This window comes from Antrihabitans stalactiti, assembly GCF_012932915.1.
Taxonomy (GTDB): domain Bacteria; phylum Actinomycetota; class Actinomycetes; order Mycobacteriales; family Mycobacteriaceae; genus Antrihabitans; species Antrihabitans stalactiti.
Genome location: NZ_VCQU01000018.1, coordinates 1 through 23,678 on the forward strand (window position 1 = coordinate 1; position 23,678 = coordinate 23,678).

The 23,678-nt window shown below is 63.8% G+C and carries 24 protein-coding genes; 12 read left to right on the plus strand and 12 right to left on the minus strand.

Annotated features, from left to right (window positions below):
- Positions 1-149: 149 nt before the first annotated feature.
- Together FGL95_RS30990 and mhpA are read right to left on the minus strand one after the other, a co-directional pair.
- Positions 150-1,016 (minus strand): SDR family oxidoreductase, encoded by an 867-nt coding sequence (locus FGL95_RS30990; RefSeq protein WP_169594686.1) that lies wholly within the window; start codon positions 1,014-1,016, stop codon positions 150-152.
- Positions 1,013-2,596 carry a bifunctional 3-(3-hydroxy-phenyl)propionate/3-hydroxycinnamic acid hydroxylase MhpA gene (mhpA, locus tag FGL95_RS30995; protein WP_169594688.1) on the minus strand — a complete coding sequence of 528 codons (1,584 nt, stop codon included), beginning with the start codon at positions 2,594-2,596 and terminating at the stop codon, positions 1,013-1,015. The genes FGL95_RS30990 and mhpA overlap by 4 nt, the downstream gene beginning before the upstream one ends.
- 208 nt (positions 2,597-2,804) lie before the next feature.
- Between mhpA and FGL95_RS31000 the strand changes: the two genes are divergently transcribed.
- Positions 2,805-4,004, plus strand: a complete 1,200-nt coding sequence (locus tag FGL95_RS31000; RefSeq protein WP_169594690.1) for a L,D-transpeptidase — start codon at positions 2,805-2,807, stop codon at positions 4,002-4,004.
- A 34-nt stretch (positions 4,005-4,038) separates the two neighbouring features.
- Here FGL95_RS31000 and FGL95_RS31005 read toward each other — a convergent pair whose 3' ends face one another.
- The gene (locus tag FGL95_RS31005; protein WP_169594692.1) at positions 4,039-4,182 is read right to left on the minus strand and encodes a hypothetical protein; all 144 of its coding nucleotides are present in this window, start codon (positions 4,180-4,182) and stop codon (positions 4,039-4,041) included.
- 87 nt (positions 4,183-4,269) lie between these two features.
- Between FGL95_RS31005 and FGL95_RS31010 the strand changes: the two genes are divergently transcribed.
- From FGL95_RS31010 to FGL95_RS31020, 3 genes are read left to right on the plus strand one after another with little or no spacing between them, the layout of a single operon-like run.
- Positions 4,270-4,725 (plus strand): GAF domain-containing protein, encoded by a 456-nt coding sequence (locus FGL95_RS31010; RefSeq protein ID WP_169594779.1) that lies wholly within the window; start codon positions 4,270-4,272, stop codon positions 4,723-4,725.
- A 29-nt stretch (positions 4,726-4,754) separates the two neighbouring features.
- Positions 4,755-5,354: a DUF2231 domain-containing protein gene (locus FGL95_RS31015; RefSeq protein WP_206072492.1), complete on the plus strand. Its 600-nt coding sequence runs from the start codon at positions 4,755-4,757 to the stop codon at positions 5,352-5,354.
- A gap of 34 nt (positions 5,355-5,388) precedes the next feature.
- Positions 5,389-6,060, plus strand: a complete 672-nt coding sequence (locus tag FGL95_RS31020; protein ID WP_169594694.1) for a phosphodiesterase — start codon at positions 5,389-5,391, stop codon at positions 6,058-6,060.
- Between the two features lie 5 nt (positions 6,061-6,065).
- Here the strand turns inward: FGL95_RS31020 and FGL95_RS31025 are convergent, their stop codons facing one another.
- The 6 genes from FGL95_RS31025 to FGL95_RS31050 form a co-directional block, all read right to left on the minus strand.
- The gene (locus FGL95_RS31025; RefSeq protein WP_169594696.1) at positions 6,066-7,382 is read right to left on the minus strand and encodes an MFS transporter; all 1,317 of its coding nucleotides are present in this window, start codon (positions 7,380-7,382) and stop codon (positions 6,066-6,068) included.
- On the minus strand, positions 7,379-8,533 hold the full coding sequence (locus tag FGL95_RS31030; RefSeq protein ID WP_277351843.1) for a TDT family transporter: 1,155 nt from the start codon (positions 8,531-8,533) through the stop codon (positions 7,379-7,381). The genes FGL95_RS31025 and FGL95_RS31030 overlap by 4 nt, the downstream gene beginning before the upstream one ends.
- Before the next feature lie 46 nt (positions 8,534-8,579).
- Positions 8,580-9,803, minus strand: coding sequence for a serine hydrolase domain-containing protein (locus FGL95_RS31035; RefSeq protein ID WP_169594698.1), 1,224 nt, complete (start codon positions 9,801-9,803; stop codon positions 8,580-8,582).
- Positions 9,804-9,958: 155 nt separating this feature from the next.
- A complete protein-coding gene (locus tag FGL95_RS31040) occupies positions 9,959-11,248 on the minus strand; it encodes an ATP-dependent 6-phosphofructokinase (protein WP_169594700.1) in 1,290 nt (429 codons plus the stop codon).
- Between the two features lie 21 nt (positions 11,249-11,269).
- Entirely contained in the window at positions 11,270-12,250 is a 981-nt protein-coding gene (locus tag FGL95_RS31045) for an alpha/beta hydrolase (RefSeq protein WP_169594702.1), read from the minus strand.
- 188 nt (positions 12,251-12,438) lie between these two features.
- Positions 12,439-12,660, minus strand: a complete 222-nt coding sequence (locus FGL95_RS31050) for a DUF3618 domain-containing protein (RefSeq protein ID WP_169594703.1) — start codon at positions 12,658-12,660, stop codon at positions 12,439-12,441.
- A gap of 110 nt (positions 12,661-12,770) precedes the next feature.
- Between FGL95_RS31050 and bcp the strand changes: the two genes are divergently transcribed.
- The 3 genes from bcp (at position 12,771) to FGL95_RS31065 (ending at position 15,659) form a co-directional block, all read left to right on the plus strand.
- The gene (gene bcp / locus FGL95_RS31055) at positions 12,771-13,244 is read left to right on the plus strand and encodes a thioredoxin-dependent thiol peroxidase (protein WP_169594705.1); all 474 of its coding nucleotides are present in this window, start codon (positions 12,771-12,773) and stop codon (positions 13,242-13,244) included.
- Positions 13,245-13,458: 214 nt separating this feature from the next.
- Positions 13,459-14,868: a DEAD/DEAH box helicase gene (locus FGL95_RS31060; RefSeq protein WP_169594707.1), complete on the plus strand. Its 1,410-nt coding sequence runs from the start codon at positions 13,459-13,461 to the stop codon at positions 14,866-14,868.
- A 248-nt stretch (positions 14,869-15,116) separates the two neighbouring features.
- Entirely contained in the window at positions 15,117-15,659 is a 543-nt protein-coding gene (locus FGL95_RS31065) for a hypothetical protein (protein ID WP_169594709.1), read from the plus strand.
- 153 nt (positions 15,660-15,812) lie between these two features.
- On the opposite strand, the gene FGL95_RS31070 is transcribed toward FGL95_RS31065, so the two are convergent.
- Positions 15,813-16,523, minus strand: a complete 711-nt coding sequence (locus FGL95_RS31070) for a TetR/AcrR family transcriptional regulator (protein WP_169594710.1) — start codon at positions 16,521-16,523, stop codon at positions 15,813-15,815.
- 95 nt (positions 16,524-16,618) lie between these two features.
- On the opposite strand from FGL95_RS31070, the gene FGL95_RS31075 reads away from it, so the two are divergent.
- Positions 16,619-17,572, plus strand: a complete 954-nt coding sequence (locus FGL95_RS31075) for an ATP-binding cassette domain-containing protein (RefSeq protein WP_169594712.1) — start codon at positions 16,619-16,621, stop codon at positions 17,570-17,572.
- Positions 17,569-18,327 carry an ABC transporter permease gene (locus tag FGL95_RS31080; RefSeq protein ID WP_240963455.1) on the plus strand — a complete coding sequence of 253 codons (759 nt, stop codon included), beginning with the start codon at positions 17,569-17,571 and terminating at the stop codon, positions 18,325-18,327. The genes FGL95_RS31075 and FGL95_RS31080 overlap by 4 nt, the downstream gene beginning before the upstream one ends.
- A gap of 66 nt (positions 18,328-18,393) precedes the next feature.
- On the opposite strand, the gene FGL95_RS31085 is transcribed toward FGL95_RS31080, so the two are convergent.
- On the minus strand, positions 18,394-19,098 hold the full coding sequence (locus FGL95_RS31085; protein ID WP_169594713.1) for a DUF8020 domain-containing protein: 705 nt from the start codon (positions 19,096-19,098) through the stop codon (positions 18,394-18,396).
- Positions 19,099-19,446: 348 nt separating this feature from the next.
- Between FGL95_RS31085 and FGL95_RS31090 the strand changes: the two genes are divergently transcribed.
- Genes FGL95_RS31090 through FGL95_RS31100 form a run of 3 tightly spaced genes read left to right on the plus strand, consistent with a single transcriptional unit; the run spans position 19,447 to position 22,869 of the window.
- Positions 19,447-20,139, plus strand: a complete 693-nt coding sequence (locus FGL95_RS31090) for a TetR family transcriptional regulator (RefSeq protein WP_169594715.1) — start codon at positions 19,447-19,449, stop codon at positions 20,137-20,139.
- Between the two features lie 23 nt (positions 20,140-20,162).
- Positions 20,163-22,178: an elongation factor G gene (gene fusA / locus FGL95_RS31095; protein ID WP_169594785.1), complete on the plus strand. Its 2,016-nt coding sequence runs from the start codon at positions 20,163-20,165 to the stop codon at positions 22,176-22,178.
- Between the two features lie 19 nt (positions 22,179-22,197).
- Positions 22,198-22,869: a lysophospholipid acyltransferase family protein gene (locus FGL95_RS31100; RefSeq protein ID WP_169594717.1), complete on the plus strand. Its 672-nt coding sequence runs from the start codon at positions 22,198-22,200 to the stop codon at positions 22,867-22,869.
- A gap of 1 nt (position 22,870) precedes the next feature.
- Here FGL95_RS31100 and FGL95_RS31105 read toward each other — a convergent pair whose 3' ends face one another.
- Positions 22,871-23,671: a polysaccharide deacetylase family protein gene (locus FGL95_RS31105; protein ID WP_169594719.1), complete on the minus strand. Its 801-nt coding sequence runs from the start codon at positions 23,669-23,671 to the stop codon at positions 22,871-22,873.
- Positions 23,672-23,678 lie beyond the last annotated feature (7 nt).

Consider the following 23,678-nt stretch of genomic DNA (forward strand, 5'->3'; position numbering starts at 1 on the left):
TCGGCCACCTGATGATCGATCCGACCAAGCGCTACCAAGGCCAATTCCGGGTCGCGGCCTAAAATGTGTCCCACATGTATCTAGACACATCTGTGCCACATGTATCTAGACAGCACAGAGTCCCTGGACTCCAAAAAGACTCACAGGAGTTAGCGTTTGAACGCGCTGGCGTGCTCGGCGGCGAAGCTCTCGATGGTCCGAGGAGCATGGCCGGTGAGGTCGCGCACGGTGGTGCTGACCGTGGCGCCGGCACCGGCTCGGAACAGTTCGGCCATCTCGACGAGATGCTCGACTTTCCAGTCCGGCTGTCCTTGGCGCCGAAGCGCTTTCGCGGCGAGACGGGGCGGGGTGTCGAGATAGCGGACCCGCCGACCGGTCGCCCCGGTGAGAACCGCAGCAAGTTCGGAGTAGCCGAAAGCACGCGGTCCGGTGACGTCGTACACGCGGTCGTAGTGGTCGTCGCTGGTCAGCGCTGCAACCGCGACGGCAGCGATGTCGCGGGCGTCGACCATCGCGATCGGTGCGCCGTTCATCGGCGCCGCGAGCAGTCCGAGTTTGGCGACCATCGGCGCAGCCGTCTCGAGAAGGTTCTGCATGAAGAACCCCGGGCGCAGGAAGGTGAACGGCACGCCTGTCGCCTCGATTCGGTGTTCGGTCTGCCAATGCTGACGCCCGATCTCCGCTGGACCGCCGGGCGAGACCGACGGGGCAATGCCGGAGACCTTGACGATGTGACCGACCTCGGCACGGACCGCGGCATCGACTGCGTTGCCTTGCAATTCGGCCTGCCGCAGGTCCTGAACCGACAGGAGGAACACGCGGTCGACGCCGTGCATTGCCTTGTCGAGCGAGGCGGCGTCGCCGAGGTCGCCGGTTGCCAGCTCGACTCCCAGGTCGGCGAGTGCGACCGCTTTCGACGGGTCACGGACGAGTGCGCGGACCGACGATCCTGCCGTAACCAGTTGGCGTGCAACCTCGCCGCCGATTTTTCCGGTGGCACCGATGACGAGAATCATGCGACACCTACCAACGACGTGTAGAGGTCGGCCGCGTTGTCGAGGTCGCCGGCGTCCGGCATCGCGAACACGATGCGGTCCGGTCGCACGATCGCGAAGTCGCCGCCGTGTCGGTCGAAGAAGTCGAGCACGTAGCCGTCGAGGTCCTCGACCACGACGGTCCCTGCCGCGCAACGCGTCCGGCGATGACCAGGCCGACTGACGGACAGGTAGGCGGCGCCGAGCGAGGCCCACAGCTCCCGGCTCTCCGAGGGCATGTTCGCTTGTGGATCGAGATCGCGACCGACCACCGCCCAACCGCTGCCGATCAGGTCGTCGAGGGGCCGCAGTCGGCCCGCCGACGTACGAACCGTCGGCTGAGGGAACGCGTGTCCTGCGCCGGAGCGGCGTCTCGAACTGTCGAAGGCTCCGGACGAATACCGCAGGTGGGGTTTGAACCGGCCCTCGGTGAAGTAGGACACGCGTGCAGCTTTTGCCAGAGCTATGTCGCGAATCTTGGCGACTCGGCGACGGCGAGTCTGGACCAACGCGCCGGAGAACCGCGTCAGCCGCGTCATGCGCGTGACGTGGGGACGCCGCTCGCTCTCGTAGCTGTCGAGCAGCGATGAGTCGGCCGTTCCGGCGATGACGGCCGCGAGTTTCCAAGCAAGGTTGTGGGCGTCGCGCATGCCTGCGCTGAGCCCTTGCCCTGCGAACGGCGGCATCAAGTGGGCAGCGTCGCCGGCGAGAAGTACACGCCCCGAACGCCATCGGTCCGCCGCGCGAGCGTGAAAGGTGTAGACGATGTGCCGCAGAATCGTCACCCGGTCGGGGTCGACCCATGGGGAGATGAGTCGTCGCGCGTTCTCCAGAGTTGCCAGCGCCGCCTGGTCTTCGCCTGGGAGAACCATGAATTCCCAACGGTGGTGCGTCCCGGGTAGCGGCAGCGTCACGGCTGGACGGTCCGGGTTGCCGACGAACTGGAAACACGTGACATCGTCGAGCGGGGCCTCGAGTTTCGCGTCGACGACGAGCCACGGCTGCGCGTAGGTCGAACCCGTGAAGGCAATGGAGCAGAGGTTGCGAACGGTACTTCGCCCGCCGTCACACGCGACGACGTAACGAGCGCGGATCGCAGTCTGCCGTCCTCGGTCGCCCGTGCGGGTCCACACGGTCACGCCGTCGCCGTCGTCGTGGACCGCCTCGACGCGAACGCCCATCCGGACCGAGACCTGCGGATATCGCGCGACCCCGTCGTGCAACACGCGCTCGAGGTCAGGCTGGTAGAAGAACGCGAGTTGGGGAAAACCGTTGCGGCCGCCGCTCGGACGCATCGTCACCAGCTGGTCGCCGTTCGCAGCGACGAACTGCGTGCTCTGCCCGAGGTCCAGCAGGGGAAGTAGCTGATCGTCCAAGCCTGCCGCCTGAAAGATGCGAATCACTTCGTCGTCTGTCGCGCCTGCCCGCGGCATGGTGTGTGGCTTGACATCGCGCTCGAGCACGATCGTCGCGACGCCGGCTTGGCCGAGCAGGTTCGCGACCATCGCACCCACAGGTCCGTAGCCGACGACCACAACATCGGTGAGTTCAGAATCGGTCATGAGTGAGACCCGCCTATCGTTACTGACGTTTTCGTCATAAATGACTATATCGTCACCAGATGGCAAGTCAACACCCCTGTGAGTCTTTTGCGAGTCCAGGGACTCCGAAAAGACTCACAGGCAGTTATGCCTTTCGCCCAGTGTCGATTCCACCGACCGGTCGCGCCGCCTCGATATGATGAGCGCTCACAGGAAGTGGGTTCGAGCGATGACTAAGCGCGGATATATCGGTGCAATGCTGGCGGCCCTCGTGCTTGCTTTGGCGCTTGCGTCGTGTTCGTCGAACGGTGAGCAGGGCTCGGACGCGCAATCAGCGGACGCGGCGCCCGTCATCTCGATCTCGCCGGACCCGACCAAGCCGATCAACGTGACCGACACTGTGACAATCACCGTGCAGCCCGGCACGCTGACGACGGTGTCGTTCACCAACGAAGCAGGCACCGAGGTCAAAGGCGTGATGACGCCGGACAACCTGACCTGGAAGACCACCGAGCCGCTCGGCTACGACAGGTCCTACACCGTGCATGCCGAGGCCGTGAACTCGAAGGGAGTGTCGACCACCCGGGACGCGGTCGTCACTACTCTGGCGCCGAGCAACCAGACCCAGGTCTACCTCAACACCTCGAACGGCGGATCACTCACGGACGGCGCGACTTACGGAGTTGGGATCGTGGTCGTCGCACACTTCGATGAATCGATTCGCGACAAGGCGAAGGCAGAGGCCGCGATGACGGTGACCACGAATCCGCCCGTCGCGGGCGCGTGGCGCTGGTTCGATGATCAGAACGCGCACTGGCGTCCGGAGAACTACTACACGCCAGGGACCACCGTGACCGTTGCCGCGAAGCTCTACGGCGTCGACGTCGGCGGCGGATTGTTCGGCCAATCCGACACCGAAGTGTCGTTCAAGATCGGCGACGCGCACATCTCGACTGCCGACGACAACACCAAGATCGTCACGGTGACCGACAACGGCAAAGTCGTGCGCGAGATGCCGACGTCGATGGGCCGCGGCGGGACCGAAACCATCGGCGGAACCACTCTCTCGTTCTGGACGCCGGCCGGGACCTACACCGTGCTCGGCAAGTCGAATCCGGTGATCATGGATTCGTCCACCTACGGTCTGCCGGTCAACTCGCGCCTCGGCTACAAGGAATCGATCAACTGGGCCACCCAGATCAGCGGCGACGGAATCTATCTGCACCAACTCGACGAAACAGTGTGGGCGCAAGGCAACACCGACACATCGCACGGCTGCCTGAACCTCAACGGGGAGAACGCCAAGTGGTTCTTCCAGTTTGCTCAAGTCGGCGATGTCGTCAAGATCGTCAACACCGGCGGCGCGCCACAGAACCCATCGAACAACGGCGACTGGTCGATCGCGTGGGCGGACTGGACGCGTCGCTGACGTCGCAACGTCCGTGCCTTGGGGTCGCAGTCGATCAGTCGGCTGATTCGTCTTCGGTCAGCTCAGGGGCGTTCTCCCGAGTCGCCATGCCGCCGTCCCGACCGTGGTCGACAGGTCCTGGACGGCCACCTTTGGGTTCACTCGCCTTGTCGGTGGTGTCCTCGTTCGAGCTGTCCATCGTGTCTCCTCGTCATTCGTGTTTGTAGCTGTACCCATTCGGGCACACCGTCATGTGTCCGAACTCGAATCGATCTACCGCGCGCCGATGCGGTCGAGGCGAGATGACGTCGATGCCGACGAGACGATCGAGCGTGCGATGCGCTTGTCGGTCTGTGGCTTCGGCGGCCGACTGGACCCAGCTCCGGCCACCCTCGAGGAAGCAATTTCTGCGACGAGCGAGCAGTACGACGAACGAACTGCGCGGCGACTCGAACGGTTCGCCCAGGTGCCCGACGGGTCGTTCGTGTGGTCGAAATTGGATGGGCGCTACTTCCTCGGGCGGATCACCGGGGAATGGCGGTACGACGACAGCAGCGCTGCCGCCCGCGTCGACCTTGTTCACATCCGTCCGTGCGTGTGGTCAGCGCAGTCATATTCCGAAGCCACCACGCCGCGTGCCGTGGCGGCGACCTTTGCTCGCGGGGGCCGAAACTTCCAAGAGATCCACAGCGCCGACGTCGTTGAACTCACCTGCCGGCTGTGGAGCGAGCCACCGAGTTAACCGTCGCCACTATTGGGTACACACCTCCAATGAACCTCGGTGAACTTTTCCGTCCGCTGGAATCGCTGTCCAACCTCGATCCGGCCAGCGACGCGATACAGAAGGCGTTGACGACCATCTACGACACGACGCACCTAGGTGGTCTGCTGCGGGGTGAGTGGCTGGGGCACCCGATTCATCCAGCGTTGGTGACGGTGTCTGCCGGGTCTTTCATCGGCGCGTCCGTGCTGGACTACACGGCCGAGCCGAGCGCCGCGCGACGACTGCTGGGGTTCGGCCTGGCCACCGTCCCGGCCTCGCTGGCGACGGGCTGGGCCGACTGGTCGACGCTGGACCGAACCCAGCGTCGAGTCGGTCTGGTCCATGTGGCGTCGAATGCCACCGGCCTGTCGTTGATCCTGGCGTCCTATCTACGGCGACGCCACACCACCGATCGCACGGCACGCGTGCTCAATGTGCTCGGATTGTCCGCCATCAGCGCCGCTGGAGCAATCGGCGGGCACATGGTGTTCAGTCAGGGCACCCGTGTCGAACTGGAAGCCGAACCCGCCCTTGCAGGCGCGGCATACGACCCTGCGCAGCAGCCCATCGCCATGGACAGCGCGAGCGGCCGACATTCAGCTCTCTAGAACGATTCACACTCCTATCGAAGGATCACAACTGATGGATTTGCCAGCGAAACTGTTCGAGACCGCGTTCGACGTGGTCGCAAAAGTCCGGAACGCCCGCGTGTTTCACCCCGGCGGGATAGCCCTCTCCGGCCGATTGCACGCCGAGCCCGAGTTCGAGGACTTGTTCGGCGAGGGCGAACGCGCCGTCATTGCGCGCCTCTCGAAAGGGACCAGCACACCTGGCATCGTCCCCGATATCCTCGGTTTCGCGTTCCGGGTCCTCGACCGCGATGACCGCCGCTGGGATTTCGCTCTTGCGACCACCGGAACCGGAACGCTCGGACGGTTCCTGCTCACTCCGGCGCGCGGTTGGGCAAGTGCGCGCTACGGCAGTCTGATGGCCTACCGATTCGATGGTCAGCCGCTGTGGCTGTTCGCCGAGCCCGACTCCGATCAGCCGTCGACGGCGTCGATCGCAGCAATGACCACGCATCTCCGCGAGAATGCGCTGACCTTCACTCTTTCGGCAAGCAGCTTGCGGGGCCCGTCACGAAAGGTAGCCACGATCACCTTGCATCGCGCCGACAGCACCGAGCGAGCAGTCGTGAACGCTTTCGACCCGATGGAAAACCGGCCGAACGACGTTGAGTTGCTCCCGAAGTTCGTCAGCGACATTCGTGAACTTGCCTACGCCGGAAGTCGACAGGGGCGCGACGCTCAGTAATCCACTCAGGCCGAGATATGTTCGAGCCTGCGCCGCGTGGCGTTGGGGCCTAGCAGTGCGACGACCCCTGCGGCGAGGCCGGTGAGCCCGATCGTGGTGAAGCCGGCGCCGAACGACCAATGTGTGACGAGCACCGGCAGCAGAAGCACACCGACCGCGCCACCGGCGTGACCGATGCCGTCGGAGAGCGCGAAGCCCGTAGCGCGAATGTTCGTCGAGAAGCACTCCGCGGTGAACGTGTAGGCGACCTGCAGGAAGCAGCCGAGCGACATCGACGCGAGCAGGCAGCCGATCGCGATGACGACATCACCGGCAAATGATCCGACCGCCGCCATGGCTATCAGCCAGACGACCGATGCGGCAAGTATGACAAGGCGACGCTCGAATCGGTCCACGGTGCGCAACGCCGCAAGGGCCCCGAGCGGGTAGCCGATCGCGCCGATTGCAAGCAGTGCGATCGACCCGCCGATAGCGGCGCCCCTATCGGCGAGCAATTGCGCGCCGTCGCCGAGAAAGGCGTAATTACCGATGTACCACAGGAACCACATCGCGATGAGGATCGTCAGGCGCCTGTAGAAGTGCTCTCCGCCACGCTGTGGTTCGTCGGGTTCGCTTGCTGATTGTGCGTCGAGGTCGACGCACTTCTCACGGCAACATTGCTCCATCGCGTCGATCGTTCGCGCCGCGGATTCGTCGCGACCGTGCGTCACCTCCCAGCGGGGCGATTCCGGCAGGACCGTACGCACAAGCAGGCCGAGGACCGCGATCGCGCCGCCGATGACGAACATCAGACGCCAGCCGAAGTCGAAGTGCGGCACCAGCGCCCACGCGACGAACGGCGTGATCGCTTGTCCGAGAATGCCGATCATGAAGGTCGCCACCGCGATGCGGCCGCGGACCCGCGCGGGTGCGAGTTCACTGATGTAGGTCGTGACCAGGTTCAGGTCCGCGCCGACGCCCATTCCGGTGATGAATCGGAACACCGCCAGGCTGATCAGGCCCTGCGCTGCAGCGTCGCCGAACGAACCGATGGCCGTCAGCACCATCGTCAGCACAAGCATCCGGTAGCGGCCGAACCGATCGGCGAGCACCCCGATCGACAGCGACCCCAAGGAGTATCCGAGCAGCCCGATCGCCACCGCGACGAACGCGCCCTCCGACTTCGTCAGCCCGTACTCGTCGGAGATCGCAGGCAGCGCATAGCCGATATTCGCGATGTCGAAGAACACGAAGAAGTAGCCCAGGCCGATGATGGCCAGGTAGCGGTGCGGCAGCGCCCAGATCGGGATGCGATCCAGTCGAGCAAGTAGGTCGGTGTTCATGTGGCGCCCTGTCGGGCAACGGGCGGATCCTTGTGCGCCTTGATCGGTCCGGTGCTCGGTGGCGGGAGGAACAAGTTGCCGCGCAAGCCGCCTCGCGCGGTCCGTACGGCGACCAGGCCCCAGGTACCGAGTAGGCCGATGTAGGCGACGACCGCGGCGACCTTGAACGCGGGCAGGCCGGTATGCAGCGCCAATTGCGTTGTGCCGGTGACGAACGTGCCGACGGGGAAGGTAAGGCTCCACCAGGTCAGCGCGAAAGGCATTCCGCGGCGGGCAGTTCGAACGGTCAAGGCGGTCGCCAAGCCGATCCACAACACCGCGAAGCCCCAGATCGGGACGCCGTAGAGGATCGCGAAGACCTCCATGCCGTCGGCGAGGTCCGGGTCGACGGAGATGGCTGCCTTGCTGCCGAGAAGGCCTGCCGCCGTGATGGATTGGCCGAGCGGACCAAGCACGATCCAGAGCGTCGGAACGCGTGCGGTTCCTGATGTGCCGAAGTGTGCGAGCCGGCTCCAGACCATCGTGATGACGATGATCGACGCGAGCAGCGACAACCCGAACATCGCGTAGCAGCCGTAAAGCATTGTCTCCCGGCCGGTCCCGGGCGCCATGTGCGGGATGAGCAGCGCGCCGGTCGCGGCAGACACCATCGGCGGCACGATCGGCATCAACCACCCCCCGAACGCTGCGTCTGGCTCGACGTTGATCTGCGTGAACATCAGATACGGGATCGTCATCGCGGTGAACAAGCCGCCGACCGTTCCCGCGCTCCACAGCACCCAGTCGAGGTTGACCGCGGCCCGCTCCCCGATCAGGTCCTTGCCGATGAGGATGGCCCCGGCGCCGACCGTGAGCAACGCCATCGGCGCCGCGCCATAGAAATGCGCCATCTGAGGGTTGTACGCATGACTGCGCGCGACCGTCGGGTGGCGAATCCAATGTGCCGTCACCGCAACGATCAACACGACGAGCAGCACGGCGGCGAGCACCCAGACGACTCGCCCGAAGACGTGCAGCCCCGGGATCCGGACTGGCAGCGTCGCAGCCGCCGTGGCAACGATGCCGGTTCCCATGACTGACGCGAACCAGTTGGGTCCGAGGTTGCCGAGCACCTGACCTGGCGACTGTAGCGACGACAACAACCAGGGCAGGTTCGTGGACGTGCGCGATGTGGTCACGTCGTGCAGTGTGCCGCGGCTACTTCGGCGGGTCCGTGGTCGGGGTCCCGAGTGTGTAGACGTGATCGGGAGACAGAATCTCCGTAACCGCCGTCGCCACAATCGAGCTCGGCTCGTGGCCCTGGTAGTCCTCGTCGGTGTTGATTTCGATGATGAGCGACGTCTGCTTCTCCGGCAGGTACACGCATACAGTTTGATAGCCGGGCAGGCTGCCGTTGTGCCCGACCCAACCCCCGATGTTGAAGATGCCCATGCCGTAACCGTCCCCCGCTGGCTTACCCGGCAGAGCCACGACCTTCAGTCGGTCCGTCTGCGTTTCGGGCTTCAGCAACTTCCCCGTTCCCAGCGCGGGTGCCCATTTCTGCAGGTCTTCGAGCGTCGAAATCATTGCACCCGCAGCCCATCCCCACGACGGGTTCCAGTCGCTCGCGATGGCTTCCTTGTTGTCCAGCGTCTGAACGGTGTAGCCCTGCGCGTGCGGTTCCGGGAACGTGGCGTCGGTCGGAAAGATGGTGTGGTCCATGCCGAGTGGCTTCGTGATGTGCTCTTTCACGTAGTCCGGCAACATCTGACCGCTGATCTTCTCGATCACCAGACCCAGGAGTATCAGGTTGGTATTGGAATAGAAGAAGTCCGCGCCAGGCGCGAACATGTTCGGAAGCGCGAAGGCGTAGTCGAGCAATTCCTTCGGAGTGAAGGACCGTTTCGGATCGGTGAGCAGGTCTTTCACGAACGCATCCGAGGCGGAGTAGCTGGCCAGGCCGCTCCGCATTTCAGCCAACTGGCGAAGCGTGATGTTCTCGCCGTTCGGCACACCGTCGATGTATTTGCTGATGGGATCATCGACGCCGACCTTGCCTTCGTCAACAAGCTGCAGCACACCGGTGACCGTGAATGTCTTGGTGACACTCCCGATTCGGTGGTAGAAGTCGGGCTTCATCGGCTCTTTGGTGGACTTGTCGGAAACGCCTGTGGTGTAGACGTACTGACCGTCCGGTCCCGAAATGCCCACGATCGCACCGGGAATCCCCGCCTCGCCGATCGCCTTGTCGATCGCGGCGTCGAGCTTCTGGGTGAGGGCGGAGTCCAGCTTCTTCGTCGCCGCGGCCGATGTCGTTTCCGTCGACGATGTCGAATCCTTCGAATCGTCGCCGCACGCCGACGCCGAGATCAACAACGCCGCTGCCGCTACGGTCACCACCATCCGACGCCGATGAATCGCACCCACAGTCCATGCAGCCATTGCGTTTTCCGTTTCCGAGAGGGGCCCGACCAGCGGGAGCAACGCTACTCTGCGGAACCGGCAAATCGGTCTTGAATCGAGCGCGCTCGTGAGTCTTTTTGGAGTCCAGGGACTCCAAAAAGACTCACGAGTAGAGGTTCGTCCAGGTCGCTAGATCAGCGCAGATCCCGAGGCTGTCCGGTCGCCGACAAGACGCCTTGCCAGAGTCGTCCGTCGACGTTGACCTTCTTGCGCGTCGACACGGCCAACGGGATGGGGACATGCGTGAAACGGCGCCGCCACAGCCCGACGACGATGTCGGTCTTGCCTGCCATCCCGGCGTCGACGGCGGCGAACCCGAGTAGCTGACAGAACGCCGCATCCCGAGTGTTGGCCGGCAGGCTGCGAATCATGTAGCTCGGGTCGATGTACTTCAGGCTCACGTCGACACCGTTGGACCTGGCCAGTTTTGGGATCTGTTCCTTGAGGAACACGCCGATATCGCCGTAGCGCACGTTGCCGGACGCGTCGCTCTGGTCGGAGGCTGCAAGCAGATCTTGCCCGGCGCCTTCGGCGACGATGACCACCGCGTGACCGTCAAGTTCGATCCGACTCAACACCGCACGGACCACACCGTCGAGGCTGAACGGGCTTTCCGGAATCAGGCACATCCCCACATGGGTGTCGGCCAGTGCGGCGAAGCCGGCGATGAAACCCGAATCGCGACCCATCAGCTTGACCAGGCCGATTCCGTTGCGGTGACCCGATGCCTCGACGTACGCAGCCTGTGTCGCGTTTCGGGCGGCCGCGACCGCGGTCTCGAAACCGAACGACGTCTCGACGAACGAGATGTCGTTGTCGATCGTTTTCGGAACCCCGATCACACCGATCGACAGGTTGCGCCGCCGTATTTCGAGGGCAACCTCGTGCGCCCCTTTCAGGGTGCCGTCGCCGCCGACTGCGAAGAGAACGTCGATCCCGAGCCGCTCCAGGGTGTCGACCATGTCGGTCGCGGGCTGGGCGCCGCGGGATGTGCCGAGGACCGTCCCGCCTCGCTCTTGAATCCACCCGACCCGTTGCCTTGTGAGTTGAACGGGCTTGTGGCCGTACGACTCGACCAGCCCCTCGAACCCGAACCGGAGCCCGAGCACGTCGTCGACGCCGTACTTGTCCCGCAGGCCGATGACGATCGCCCGGACCGCGTCGTTGAGCCCGGGGCACAGCCCGCCGCAGGTGACGATCGCGCACTTGACGTTGGCTGGGTCGAAGAAGATGCGCTCCCTCGGACCAGCCAATTCGAAAGACAGTGGCGCGACGCCATTTTCGAGAGCGCTCCGCAGCGAGGCGAGGTCGTCCCGGAACAACACCCGATCGCTTTCGGCAACGAACCGCGTGTCGCTCAACGGCGATGCCACGGTGCGCTCACCGAGCTGGGCGACCTCGAATTCCGCAGGTGAGAGGGTCATCGCTCTCCCTTCCCAACCTGGTTAGATTCCAAGCGGCGCAGAGATCACCGGCCATGAATCCTTCAGGTCGTCCTGCCAGTATCCCCATGAATGGGTCCCGGAGTCGCGGAATTTGAACTGCGCGGGTATCCCCAGGCCGCCCAACTTCTCCGCCAACTTGTGGGCGCAAATATTCGTTGCAGCCTCGATCACGCCGCCGATCGCGATCTGTTGCGCGATACCGTCGAGACCAGGGAGGGCGCGGGGCTCGCCTGGATAGTCGTAGCGGCCGGGAATGCCGTTGCCGTTCGAAATGTAGAGCGCCACACCGCGCAGCTTGTCGGCGTGCACGTACGGGTCGTTGGCCGCCCACGCCGGGTCGTCGAGTGGCCCGTACATGTTGAGGGTGTTGCCGTGCCCCCACGTCTCGACTGTGACTTTGACCAGCTGCTGATGAACGGGGTCGCTGATCTCCGCGCACCCGCTGTAGGACGCTGCGCTTTGGTAAAGGCCGGGCGCTGCTTCGGACAACGCGAGCACAGTTGTCCCCGAAGTGGAAATTCCCGCGATCGAGTTCTTGCCATTCGTGCCCAGACCCGCATCGATGATCGGCGGCAGCTCCTCGGTCAGGAACGTCTTCCATTTGTTGACGCCGAGAACGGGATCCGGATGTTTCCAGTCCGCGTAATAGCTCCAGCTTCCCCCGATGGGCGTGACGACGTTGACCTTCTTGTCCGCGAGGAACTGCAGCGCGTCGGTCTTCAGCGTCCAGGACGCCAAGTCCTCGCCACCACCTGCTCCGTTCAACAAGTACAGAACGGGTCGGGGCGCAGACGTGTCGTCGGGGCGCTGCACCTGCACCGGAACCGTCTTGTCCATCGAGGCCGAATGCACGAAGACGTACAGGTGCTGATCATCTACAGCTCTGACCTTCTCTACATACGAGCCATTCGGCGACTGCACATAGGCTTGGAGTTCGCCGGGTACACCGAGTTCGTCCGCAACAGCTGGGCGGACATTCATCACGGGGACCACCACTGCAGCGGCAACCAACGAAACGAGCGAACGTCCTACAAGGGCCGTCCGGACGCGTTCATAGAACATAAATCCCTCTTCACTCACCGGTCCCGAGATCGACAACCTATCACCGCAGACGCGACGAAGCCCCCGGCCGGAAGAGCAGTCGGGGGCTTCGTTTTGCAAACTGAGCGTCAGCGGAAGATCTTGAGCAAAAGCAGCAGGACGATCAGGCCGGCGGCACCGATGAGGCTGTACTTCACCTTCGGTTCGTTGACCTTTGCGATGGCCTTCTGCTTGGCGTTGTCAGCGATTCGCTTCGGGTGAGCGCGGACACTGAGTTCGTCGAGTGTTAGGGCGAGCTGATTGCGAGCGGCCTCGATCTCCCGCTCGATGCGCTCTGTGTCTTTTGACACGTTGTCCTCCAAGAAGTAGCTCGATGTCGTGCAGCTGACACAACCGTAGAGCAGATCCAACCCGCATACGTATGCGCGGCCTCAAAACTGTTCGCCTAGGCTGACGTACTGTGACCGCGACGAGCAGACTTACCGTAGGCGACGACGCCCCTGACTTCACTCTTTCCGACGCCGATGGCAACGAAGTGTCGCTGAGTGACTACCGCGGTCGCAAGGTGATCGTCTACTTCTACCCCGCCGCGTCGACCCCCGGCTGCACGAAGCAGGCCTGCGATTTCCGCGACAGTCTCGCCGAGCTCAACGGTGCTGGGCTTGCCGTCATCGGCATCTCCCCCGACAAGCCGGAAAAGCTCGCGAAATTCCGTGACGCCGAGGCGCTGACCTTCCCGTTGCTGTCGGATCCCGACCGTACGACGTTGGAGGCATGGGCTGCCTACGGCGACAAGATGATGTACGGCAAAACAGTCCGTGGCGTCATCCGCTCGACGTTCGTCGTCGACGAGAACGGCAAGATCGCCGTGGCCCAATACAACGTCCGCGCGACCGGCCATGTGGCCAAACTGCGTAAGGATTTGTCGGTCTGACCTGCGCTTGCGGGAGGGTGACGCGCGCGACACTCGCCCGCATCGAGGCGAAAGTACGTTACTGTCGCTAACAACGGCGCACTCGGTGTGCGCCCCACGTCGTTGATTGCTTCCCTCGCCCGGCCTTTCTGCCGTTTGGCGCACAAGCTCTTTTGCGGCGATCGATTTTGGCCATTGCCAATCTCGCCACAGCTTGAAAGGCACTCGTATTCCTATGTCTTCGTCTACATCCACGTCCTTCGCCGATCTCGGCGTCGGCGACAACCTCGTTCGCGCACTTGCGTCGGCGGGGATCACAGAGCCGTTCCCGATCCAGGTCGATACCCTTCCCGACACGCTCGCGGGCCGTGACGTCCTCGGTCGCGGAAAGACCGGCAGCGGAAAGACTCTCGCGTTCGCCATTCCGATGGTCGCGCGCCTCGCCGGCACCAAGCGCGTGCCCGGCCGCCCGACCGGGCTGATCCTGGCTCCTACCCGCGAACTCGCGACCCAGATCGCCGCCGCGCTCGAACCACTCACCACCGCGCACAATCTGCGCGTCACCACGATCTTCGGCGGGGTGTCGCAGAACCGCCAGGTCCAGGCGCTGGGCGGCGGTGTCGACATCGTCGTCGCATGCCCCGGTCGCCTCGAGGACCTGCTCAAGCAGCGCCACCTCACCCTCGACGGCATCGCCGTGACCGTGCTGGACGAGGCCGACCACATGGCCGACCTGGGCTTCCTCCCCGTCGTCACCCGACTGCTCGCGGCAACGCCTGCGCGCGGTCAGCGTCTGCTGTTCTCGGCGACGCTGGACAACGGTGTCGACAAGCTCGTCAAGCGCTTCATGAACAACCCCGCGACCCACTCGGTCGACGAAGCCAATTCCCCGGTCGCGGCGATGACGCACCACGTGTTCGGCGTCCCCAGTGTCGAAGCCAAGCGCGTGCTCGTGCACAAGCTGGCCTCAGGCAACGGCCGTCGCATCCTGTTCATGCGCACCAAGCATCAAGCGCGCAAGCTGGCGCGTCAGCTCACCGAAGCGGGCATTCCTTCGGTCGACCTGCACGGCAACCTCTCGCAGGTCGCCCGTGACCGCAACCTGGCCGCGTTCTCTGCCGGCACAGCGCGAGTTCTGGTCGCCACCGATGTCGCCGCCCGTGGTGTCCACGTCGACGACGTCGCACTCGTCGTCCACGTCGACCCGCCGGCCGAGCACAAGGCCTACCTGCACCGGTCCGGCCGGACCGCGCGAGCGGGCAGCGCGGGCGACGTCGTCACCGTCGTTCTGCCCGAGCAGCGCAGCGACCTTGCCGCACTGATGCGCAAGGCCGCCATCAAGGTCACCACTCAGCAGGTCACCGCCGATTCGGCGCCGGTCACCGAGTTGGTCGGCGAGGTCGCGGCGTACGTGAAGCCCGAGATTCGGGTCGAGACACAGGTCGGCGGCAAGCCTCGCCCGCACAACGGGCGTAGCGGTGGCCAGAACCGCCCCAAGACCGGCGGCAGCGCCGGTGCGAAGTCGCACAGCTCGGCATCGGGCTCGCGTCGCTCCGGCGGCCGAACCACGTCGACTGCCGGCACCGGTGGCGGCCTCGCAGCCTTCTCACGTGACGGCGGCGGTTCGCGTCGGCGTGCGCGCTAGGTACTGCGACCTGAATAACCAAGATTGAGTTGTTGGGGCGCGAACTGTGCGTCCCCTTGGTTTGTGGACCTGACTTGCTTCCCGGTTTCAGGCTGTAAGGGCGGCGATTGTGACCATCCTCGCAGTTCAGCGCTACTCCAGACGATTCAGCACCCCGACGGTTTTTCAGATCGAATTGGCTAGGCCTGCTCGTGGAAGGTGTGCGACGCTGAGTTCATCCACGCCGACGAACCAGGCGGAAGGCGACCATGGCAATCGAAATCCACCGGCGACCGCGCAGTGTCCTGTTACCTCTCGTCGTCGGCTGCGTGCTGTTCACCGGGTGCAGTACAAGCGACGACGAAAATACACAAGGCGCTTCGGCCGCTAGCTCAGCCCCAGCCTGCGTGATCCCGAACGACGATGACCCCGGCGTCAGTGTCTACAGCTCCAACGGAGTTACTGTCGCCGTCATCATCGCGTCGGATCCCAACGCCGTCACCGGAGAAAATGCGCTCGCTCCGAACCAAATCGTCTACGGGCAGCTATTCGTCATGCCGAACGAGCCAGACACCACACTCACCGGCACAATCACTTACCGGTGGCGTCGCGAGGACCTCCCCAATAACCGAACGCTCTCCGAGAACACGACCACCGAAACGGTGAGCGGATGCAAGCGGATTACGACACAGATCGGACCGCTCGAATCGGGCGGTTGGTACGGCATCTCAGTCGATTTCGCCTGGACCGACCCGAAAAACCCGTCGTGGGGGTTGAGTGCAGGCACCGGAGGTAGCTTCCGAACTACGTGATCGATTGCATCAGGCGCCACCGCAATCCTGAAGCAATAACCGAGACGTAGGCGTCGCGCGGTGACGCTGCCACAGCGGGTCGAAAGCTTGATCGGCGTCGTCGCAGAGCCGGCGCCAGGTGATCTCTTCCGAGCGGTTTCCAGGCGACGCTAGTTAGAAAGACTCCACATAGCGCTCGAATCCGTCGAGGAGTCGGTCGAGGCCGAACTTGAAATCGTTGATTTCCCAGTTGTTCTCGTCCATGTCGAACGCCTGCGCCGATATCGCCTTTAGCAACGCGGGAAAGCGCGCCGGATCGAGCACCCGCCCCAGTACCAACGTGTAGTTGTCCGGCGCGTCGGTCGACGCGGTCATTTGTAGGACCAACCGCGTTCGGCTGATGACGTACAGCGACATGTTCATCACTAGCTGCAGCCGGATCGGGTCGGGCACGGCGGTCTCGCTGAATGCGGCGAGACCGGCCTCCAACCACCCCATGTTGTTGGGTCCGGCCGGTGGCGCAGTGAGTGGAATTTCGAGCCACCAAGGATGGGCGCGGATCGATTCGAATTCCGCCATCGCCCACATTTCGAGCGCTTCTCGCCACGGCGTCGTCGACGCGATTGTCGGCGGCGGACCGATCACCCGGTCGGAAATGAGATCGATCAAGGTGTCTTTGCTGTCGACGTAGCGATACAGCGACATCGTGGTGAATCCGAGCTGCTTGGCCAGCCGGCTCATCGACAGCGCAGCGAACCCCTCGGCGTCACAGACGTCGATCGCGGCGTCCACCACTTGCATGAGGGTGAGCCCCTTTTTGGGCCCCCGGCTGCCGGGTTCGTCCAGCCCCCACAGCAATTGAATCGCTTTGGGTATCTCGTCCATCGTCACCAAATCCCACGTAAGTCTTGCGTCGGTTCTAAAACTGCGTACCGTATACACTTAGTGTAGGTCGTACACAGTTTAGAGAAGAGGCAGAGATGACACTAGCCACTCCCCAACCAGCGATAAGTGCGGTCGGGCTCAGAAAGAGCTTCGGCGACAAGACGGTCCTCGCCGGCATCGACCTCGAGGTCGCTGCAGGCACGATCTTTTCGCTGCTTGGACCGAACGGAGCAGGAAAGACGACGACCGTCCAGATCCTGTCCACCCTGGTCTCCCCCGACGCTGGTGACGTCCGGATCGCGGGTTTCGACCTGCGCCACGACGCCGACGCGGTCCGGGAATCGATCGGTGTGACTGGTCAATATTCGGCGGTGGACGACGTTCTGACCGGCGCCGAGAACCTGACCCTGATGGGCGATCTGCACCACCTCGGTCGGCGTGAATCGCGCCAGCGCGCCGCCGATCTCCTCGAGCGGTTCGATCTGGTCGACTCAGCACGCGCCCGCGCGGGAACGTATTCCGGCGGCATGCGCCGCAGGCTGGACCTGGCGATGAGCCTGGTCGGCGATCCGAAAATCCTGTTCCTCGACGAGCCCACGACCGGCCTGGACCCACGCAGCCGCCGTAACATGTGGCAGATCATCCGGGACATGGCGGCCGGCGGCATCACCGTCTTCCTCACCACTCAATACCTCGACGAAGCAGACGAACTCGCCGATCGCATCGCGGTCCTCGACCGCGGCCACCTGGTCGCCGAGGGCACCGCCGACGAGCTCAAGCGACTCGCTCCCGGCGGGCACATCGCACTCAGATTCGCCGACAGCGCCGGATTGAACTACGCAGCACACACCTTCGGTGAAGTCGCGCGCGACGACGAGAACCTGGTCCTGCAGGTGCCGTCGGACGGCAGCGTCAAATCCCTCAAGGCCATCCTCGACCGATTCGACGACGAATCCATCGCCATCGACGACCTGACCATCCACACACCCGACCTCGACGACGTCTTCTTCGCACTGACAACCCACTCAGAGAAGGCCACTAGGCGATGAGCACGGCAATTATCGACTCGGTGACGATGACGCGGCGCAGCCTCAAGCACACCCTGCGAAGTCCCGACACGATGGTCATGACCATCGCCCTGCCGATCATGATCCTGCTGATGTTCGTGTACATCTTCGGCGGCGCGTTCGACGTCGGTGGCGAATACATCGACTACGTCGTTCCCGGAATTATCTTGCTGTGCGCTGGATTCGGCGCCGGGACCGCTGCCGTGAGTGTCTCCACCGACATGACGAACGGGATCATCGATCGATTCCGCACGATGGCGATATCACGCTCGTCGGTGCTGACCGGTCACGTCGTCGAAAGCGTGGTCAGAAACCTGCTGACCACGAGCATCGTGATCGTCGTTGCAGTCGCACTCGGCTTTCGGCCGACGGCAGACCCGCTGAAATGGCTTGCTGCACTGGCCGTGATAGCGGTGTTCGTACTCGCCTTGTCATGGATCAGCGTCGCTCTGGGGTTGCTGGCTCGCAATCCCGAAGCCGCGCAGGGCTTCACGTTCTTCCTGATGTTCATCCCCTACGTGAGCAGCGCGTTCGTCCCGACCGACACAATGCCGACCTGGCTACGATCATTTGCCGAACATCAGCCGGTCACGCCAGTCATCGAGACACTTCGAGGCCTGCTGATGGGCACCGAAATCGGCAACAGCGCGATGCTGGCCGTTATCTGGTGCGACGCCATCGGACTCGCTGGCTATCTCTCGGCATCCTTGATTTTCAAGCGCAAGACCGCGCACTGAGCCCTGAACACGGGAACGGCCCCCACCCTGACAGGGGAGTGGGGGCCGTTCTCGTCAAGCGTCAGATCAGGCAGCCGGCGGTGCGTTCAGCGTCTGCTGCATCTGGACGAGGCTGGCGATGCCGACCGGGATACCGACAAGCGCGCCGCCGACGACAGCGCCGATTCCGGCACCGGTACCGCCACCGACGATGCAACCGAGGACGGCTGCCGGCAACGCGATCGGGCCGGTCGGCAGTGCGACGAAGCCACCGGTGAGACCGCCACCGACGCAGCCCAGGCCGAGTCCGATAAGGCCGCCGGCCATGGCACCGACACCGGTGGCCAGACCGAACTGGGTCGCCGCAACAGCAAGCGCGCTGTTGAAGTCGGCGGTGGCGTCGACGTTGTGCACGCCCGGAACAGTCGATGCTGCAGCTTCATTCGGCGCGATAGTGGACACGACGTTGGTCGTGGTGTCTGCGATCGCCGTGGTCGCTGCGTTGAACTGCTCAGGCAGCGGTGCACTCACGAGCGGCGTGCCGGAAGCGTCCTTGAACGAGAACTGTCCGTTCTCGGTCGTGAACGATCCGAACGGGGTGTTGATGCTCGCCGCGTTCTCGAGGGCGTTGCTCGTGTACTGCAAACCCGGGAAGAGGTCGGTGACCGAAATTCCAGGCACCGCGGGCACCGGAGCGGGCGCGGCCGGGGCTGCGGTCGACGTGCCTGCGGCGAGGCCGAGGGCGGAGACGACCATCGCCGAGGTTGCGGCAGCACGGGAGATCTTGTTCATCTGGAGCCCTTCTCTGTTCTGTCTGGGTACGTAAACCAAAAGCTCGGACGGCGTAAAGACCGGACAAACTTCTGTTGATCTACGTGAAACCAGGTCTCGTGTCGGTTTCGAGACCTGACCGTAACTCTTGGTCCACTAGCAATGCCTAATCGAGACGGCGATATTTACAACAGGGATACGGCGGTCATAACGGAGTAACTCTTGGTTAACCAGTTGGTGACATAAGGCCCCGAAATCGGGGTTTTCGGCCATTCGGGCTAATTGCGAGCTTCGACCGTTCCTCGCGCCTTCACAGCCGCGCAGCGCCGGATACGCGGTGCGAGCGAATAACCGGCTAGCCTTGAGACCGTGGAGTCGCAAACCGATACTCAGTCGCAGCGACGTCCGGACCCTGCGCTCGACTTGCAAGCCGATCCGCAGGAACTTCTCCCGCGGCGTCGTCCAACTCAGGAACGCAGTAAGAAGAAGTTCGACGCGCTGTTGGCTGCGTCGCGCGAGCTGCTGACCGACGTCGGATTCGAATCGTTCACGTGCGAGGAAGTCGCGACGCGCGCCGAGGTTCCGATCGGGACCCTGTATCAGTTCTTCGCCAACAAGTACGTCATCGTCTGCGAGCTCAACAGGCAGGATCTCGTCGCAGTCTCGCAGGAACTGGCGGACTTCAACGGCGAGATCCCGTCGCTCGACTGGTTGCGGTACATGAACAGCTTCGTCGACCACATGGCCGAGCTATGGACCTCGGACCCGTCCCGGCGCGAAGTGTGGCTGGCAATGCAGTCGACCCCGTCTACTCGAGCGACCGGCGCGATCCACGAGAAGGAATTCGCCGAAGTCGTTTCCAAAATGCTTCGCCCATTGACGCCCCGAACTCCCCGGGATCGGCGCAATATGATGGCGGAAGTACTCGTGCACGTCGTGTACTCCATGCTGAACTTCTCCGTGCAGGACAACCAGAGCCACGCGGATGCTGTCGCCGAACTGAAGCGCCTGATGGTGGCTTACCTCCTGGTAGCGGAGAAAGAGTCCCGCACGCGTCAGTAACTTGCGCCAAAGGAGTCGCCGCCATCGACAGCGAACGGATCCGCAACGTCGCCCTCGTCGGACATCAGGGCAATGGAAAGACGACTCTTGCCGAGGCCATGCTCTACCGCGCGGGCGTCATCACCCGACCAGGTCGCGTGGAGAACGGGAACACAACCCTCGACACGGCTCCCGAGGAACGCGATCGCAACCAATCGCTGACGCTCGGCCTTGCCTCGTTCGAGTGGAACGCGCATCGAATAAATCTGCTCGACACACCGGGGTATGCCGACTTCGCCGGCGACGCGTTGACGGCCCTCCGCGTCGCGGACGTGGCGGTCTTCGTGGTCGACGGGGTCAGCGGGCTGCAGGTCAACGACGAATTGCTGTGGAAGGCTGCCGCAGACCTCGCCAAACCCCGGCTGCTGTTCATCAACAAACTCGACAAGGAACGCGCCTCGTTCGACCGGACCCTGGCCGGAATTCGTGACCACTTCGGCTCCGGAGTCGAACCGGTCGAACTACCGGTCGGCGAAGCCGCAACCTTCACCGGCGTCGCCGACCTACTGACCGACCATGTCTTCCTCTATGACACCGGAACCGCGGTCGAGAAAGACGACGTGCCTGCCGACCTCGCCGAGTTGGAACACACCGAGCACGAACACCTCGTCGAAGACGTCGTCGAAATCGAAGACGACCTGCTCGCGCGCTATCTCGACGGCGAGGAGATCAGCGTCGACGAACTCGAACACGCCTTGCGAACCGGCTTCCTGCGCGGTGATCTGTGGCCTGTGTTGTGCGGTTCGGCCGCCGACGCCATCGCGGTCGATCGGCTACTCGAGTTCGTCTGCCATGTCGCTCCCTCGCCGCCCGACGTGCCTGCCGTGGAAGTCCATTCGGGCGACACCGTGGTCGAGGTCGGCTGCACAGCTGCAGGCGAACCGCTCACGTATGTGTTCAAAACACAGACGGACGACTACGTCGGCCAAGTCGCGTTTCTCAAGGTCCTGACCGGAACGTTGCGCGCCGACGACGTGCTGCACAATCCGCGAACCGGCGGCAAGGAGCGCATGCACAACCTCTTGCGCGTGGTCGGCAACAAGTACACCGCGATCGACAGCGCGGTTGCAGGCGACATCGTCGGCGCAATCAAACTCTCCGCTGTCGCCACCGGAGACACTTTGTCCGCCAACGGAACACCGTTCGTCGTCCCGCCGGTCCCTCACCCGCAACCCGTCCACGGGATAGCGGTCAACGCGCAGCGGGCAAGCGACGAGGACAAACTGGCGACCGCCCTCGCCGAATTGGTTAGCGACGACCCCACACTGCACGTGGTGCGCGGCGGCGAAACCGGCCAGACCGTATTGCGCGGCGCAGGCGAGGTCCACGTACAGGTTGCGCTCGCGAAGCTCAAACGGCGCTACGGCGTCACCGTCGATACCGAACCCGTCAAGATCGCCTATCGCGAGGCCCTACGTGGACCGGCGCAGACCGAAGGCCGACACAAGAAGCAGAGCGGCGGGCACGGACAATTCGGCGTCGCGGTCGTACGGTTCGAGCCATTGGAGCGAAACGCCGGATTCGAGTTCGTCGACGAATCGAAGGGCGGAGTCGTCCCCAAGTCGCTCATCCCCGCAGTGGGCAGAGGAATCTCGGAATCGATGGAGCGCGGCGGAAGCCACGGCTACCCGATGGTCGACCTACGTGCCGTGCTGCTCGACGGCAAACATCATTCGGTCGACTCCGACGAGTTCAGCTTCCGCATGGCAGGCGCTCTTGCACTGAAAGCGGCCATCGACAAGGTCGGCACCCTCGTGCTCGAACCGATCGACCACGTCGAAGTGACCGTTCCGCACGAACTCCAAGGCGACGTGCTGGCCGACCTCAGCCGACGGAATGGGCAGATCGAAGGCACCGAAGACGCTGGTTCCGGCGAGGTCACCGTGATCGCCTCGGTGCCGGAAAGCGAACTCGTCGACTATGCGATCGCGCTGCGCTCGATGACGCACGGGCGCGGCCGATTCACGCTCGTGTTCAGCCGGTATCAGGAGAGTCGTTGAGCCGCTGTAGAAATGGTCTATGACCGACAAGGGGACCGACAAGGGCAAGAAGCCACGGGGACTTGGCAAGCGGGCATGGTTGACCACCCACGCGGTCAGGCGGCTGGCGCGGTTTCTCGCATTCATCAAGGTCGTCGACATCACCGTCGTCAACCGCGGCGCGGTCCCGAAGAAGGGTCCGGTCATCGTCGCGTGCAACCACATCTCCTACACCGACCCGGTGTTTTTGTGGGGCGCGTTGCGTCGCCGCGCAATCGCGATCGGAATGGCGGAGCTGTGGACGATGCCCGTCGTGGGCAGGTTAGTGAAACTGCTCGGCCACATCCCTGTCGTGCGCGGTGATGCGCTTTCCGGTGCCGACGCGGTCGAGCGCGCGACCGCCGTGGTCAGCCGAGGGGGTGTGTTGATCATCTTCCCGGAAGGCAAGATCGTCGGTCGTGGCGAAACCGCGCCGTATCGGCCAGGTGCGGCCCGGATCGCGCTGGCGACCGGCGCGCCGATCGTCCCCGCGGGAATCGTCGGCAGCAACGACGTCATGCCGCTCAAGCGCGACCGGCCCGGCAAGAAGACGTTCTATCGCGACCGCAAGGTCGTCCTCGTGTTCGGCCACCCGATCCAGCCAGAACCAGGCATGACCGAAGACGATCTGATCGACCTCGTCCGGCTGCGGATCAGCGAGCTGACCGCGTGATTCAGCGCGGCGGCAACAGCACGTCGTCGAGCGTGACCATCGACAGTCCGCGTTCCCGAATGATGCCGACCAGCTTGTCGTAGACCCGCGTGACGGGGAGGTGGTTGGCGTGCCCGATGACGATCGCCTGCGCCGTGAAGTACTTCCGCGCGCACTCGAGCAAATAGTCGGTCGTGATGATCTCCGAGTCCGACAGCGACCCGTACCACATCGTCGGAACCGAATAGCCGAGGTCGGCGGCGACCGCGTCGACCGCCGCATTGCGCTTGCCGTACGGCGGCCGGTAATACGGCGCGCCGGTGACGCCGTAGTTGGTCGACAAGAACTTCTGAGTTCGCCGAAGCTGTTCGGCGACCGCCGATTTCGACAGGGTCGTCAGATCCGGGTGATCCCAGGTGTGGTTGCCGAGCTGAATCTGGCCGCTGTCGACCAGCGGGCGCAGGTCCGCACGGTTGGTAGTCCAGGACTGATAGGACGCCGTCACGAAGAACGTGAAGCGGGCGCCGGTGTCTTTCGCGAACTTGATGTAGGCAGCGACGACGTCCGCATCCACACCGTCGTCGATGGTGAGGGCCAGCGACGTTCCAGAGCCGGGTAGCGCGGTCAGCGGGACCTTCCCCGGTGCGACGCGCAGGCTCTTCGACGGCGGCGGCGCGAGCAACGGCGGCGCTGCGCTCGTTGGAACAGCGAGCGACGGAGGGTCGTCGAGGTCGTCCGCAGACCCGGGCGTCGTCGACGCCGCTGCGGCAACTGCGCCGGCAGCCAAGCCACCCATCGTGACAAAGAATCGACGCCTGTTCATCGGGCGC

What these genes read in the sequence shown, in the direction of transcription:
- FGL95_RS30990 (WP_169594686.1), bottom strand. Translation starts at nt 1,016, where the DNA reads ATGATTCTCGTCATCGGTGCCACCGGAAAAATCGGCGGCGAGGTTGCA.
- mhpA (WP_169594688.1), bottom strand. Translation starts at nt 2,596, where the DNA reads ATGACCGATTCTGAACTCACCGATGTTGTGGTCGTCGGCTACGGACCT.
- FGL95_RS31000 (WP_169594690.1), top strand. Translation starts at nt 2,805, where the DNA reads ATGACTAAGCGCGGATATATCGGTGCAATGCTGGCGGCCCTCGTGCTT.
- FGL95_RS31005 (WP_169594692.1), bottom strand. Translation starts at nt 4,182, where the DNA reads ATGGACAGCTCGAACGAGGACACCACCGACAAGGCGAGTGAACCCAAA.
- FGL95_RS31010 (WP_169594779.1), top strand. Translation starts at nt 4,270, where the DNA reads ATGCGGTCGAGGCGAGATGACGTCGATGCCGACGAGACGATCGAGCGT.
- FGL95_RS31015 (WP_206072492.1), top strand. Translation starts at nt 4,755, where the DNA reads ATGAACCTCGGTGAACTTTTCCGTCCGCTGGAATCGCTGTCCAACCTC.
- FGL95_RS31020 (WP_169594694.1), top strand. Translation starts at nt 5,389, where the DNA reads ATGGATTTGCCAGCGAAACTGTTCGAGACCGCGTTCGACGTGGTCGCA.
- FGL95_RS31025 (WP_169594696.1), bottom strand. Translation starts at nt 7,382, where the DNA reads ATGAACACCGACCTACTTGCTCGACTGGATCGCATCCCGATCTGGGCG.
- FGL95_RS31035 (WP_169594698.1), bottom strand. Translation starts at nt 9,803, where the DNA reads ATGGCTGCATGGACTGTGGGTGCGATTCATCGGCGTCGGATGGTGGTG.
- FGL95_RS31040 (WP_169594700.1), bottom strand. Translation starts at nt 11,248, where the DNA reads ATGACCCTCTCACCTGCGGAATTCGAGGTCGCCCAGCTCGGTGAGCGC.
- FGL95_RS31045 (WP_169594702.1), bottom strand. Translation starts at nt 12,250, where the DNA reads ATGAATGTCCGCCCAGCTGTTGCGGACGAACTCGGTGTACCCGGCGAA.
- FGL95_RS31060 (WP_169594707.1), top strand. Translation starts at nt 13,459, where the DNA reads ATGTCTTCGTCTACATCCACGTCCTTCGCCGATCTCGGCGTCGGCGAC.
- FGL95_RS31065 (WP_169594709.1), top strand. Translation starts at nt 15,117, where the DNA reads ATGGCAATCGAAATCCACCGGCGACCGCGCAGTGTCCTGTTACCTCTC.
- FGL95_RS31070 (WP_169594710.1), bottom strand. Translation starts at nt 16,523, where the DNA reads ATGGACGAGATACCCAAAGCGATTCAATTGCTGTGGGGGCTGGACGAA.
- FGL95_RS31075 (WP_169594712.1), top strand. Translation starts at nt 16,619, where the DNA reads ATGACACTAGCCACTCCCCAACCAGCGATAAGTGCGGTCGGGCTCAGA.
- FGL95_RS31080 (WP_240963455.1), top strand. Translation starts at nt 17,569, where the DNA reads ATGAGCACGGCAATTATCGACTCGGTGACGATGACGCGGCGCAGCCTC.
- FGL95_RS31085 (WP_169594713.1), bottom strand. Translation starts at nt 19,098, where the DNA reads ATGAACAAGATCTCCCGTGCTGCCGCAACCTCGGCGATGGTCGTCTCC.
- FGL95_RS31100 (WP_169594717.1), top strand. Translation starts at nt 22,198, where the DNA reads ATGACCGACAAGGGGACCGACAAGGGCAAGAAGCCACGGGGACTTGGC.
- FGL95_RS31105 (WP_169594719.1), bottom strand. Translation starts at nt 23,671, where the DNA reads ATGAACAGGCGTCGATTCTTTGTCACGATGGGTGGCTTGGCTGCCGGC.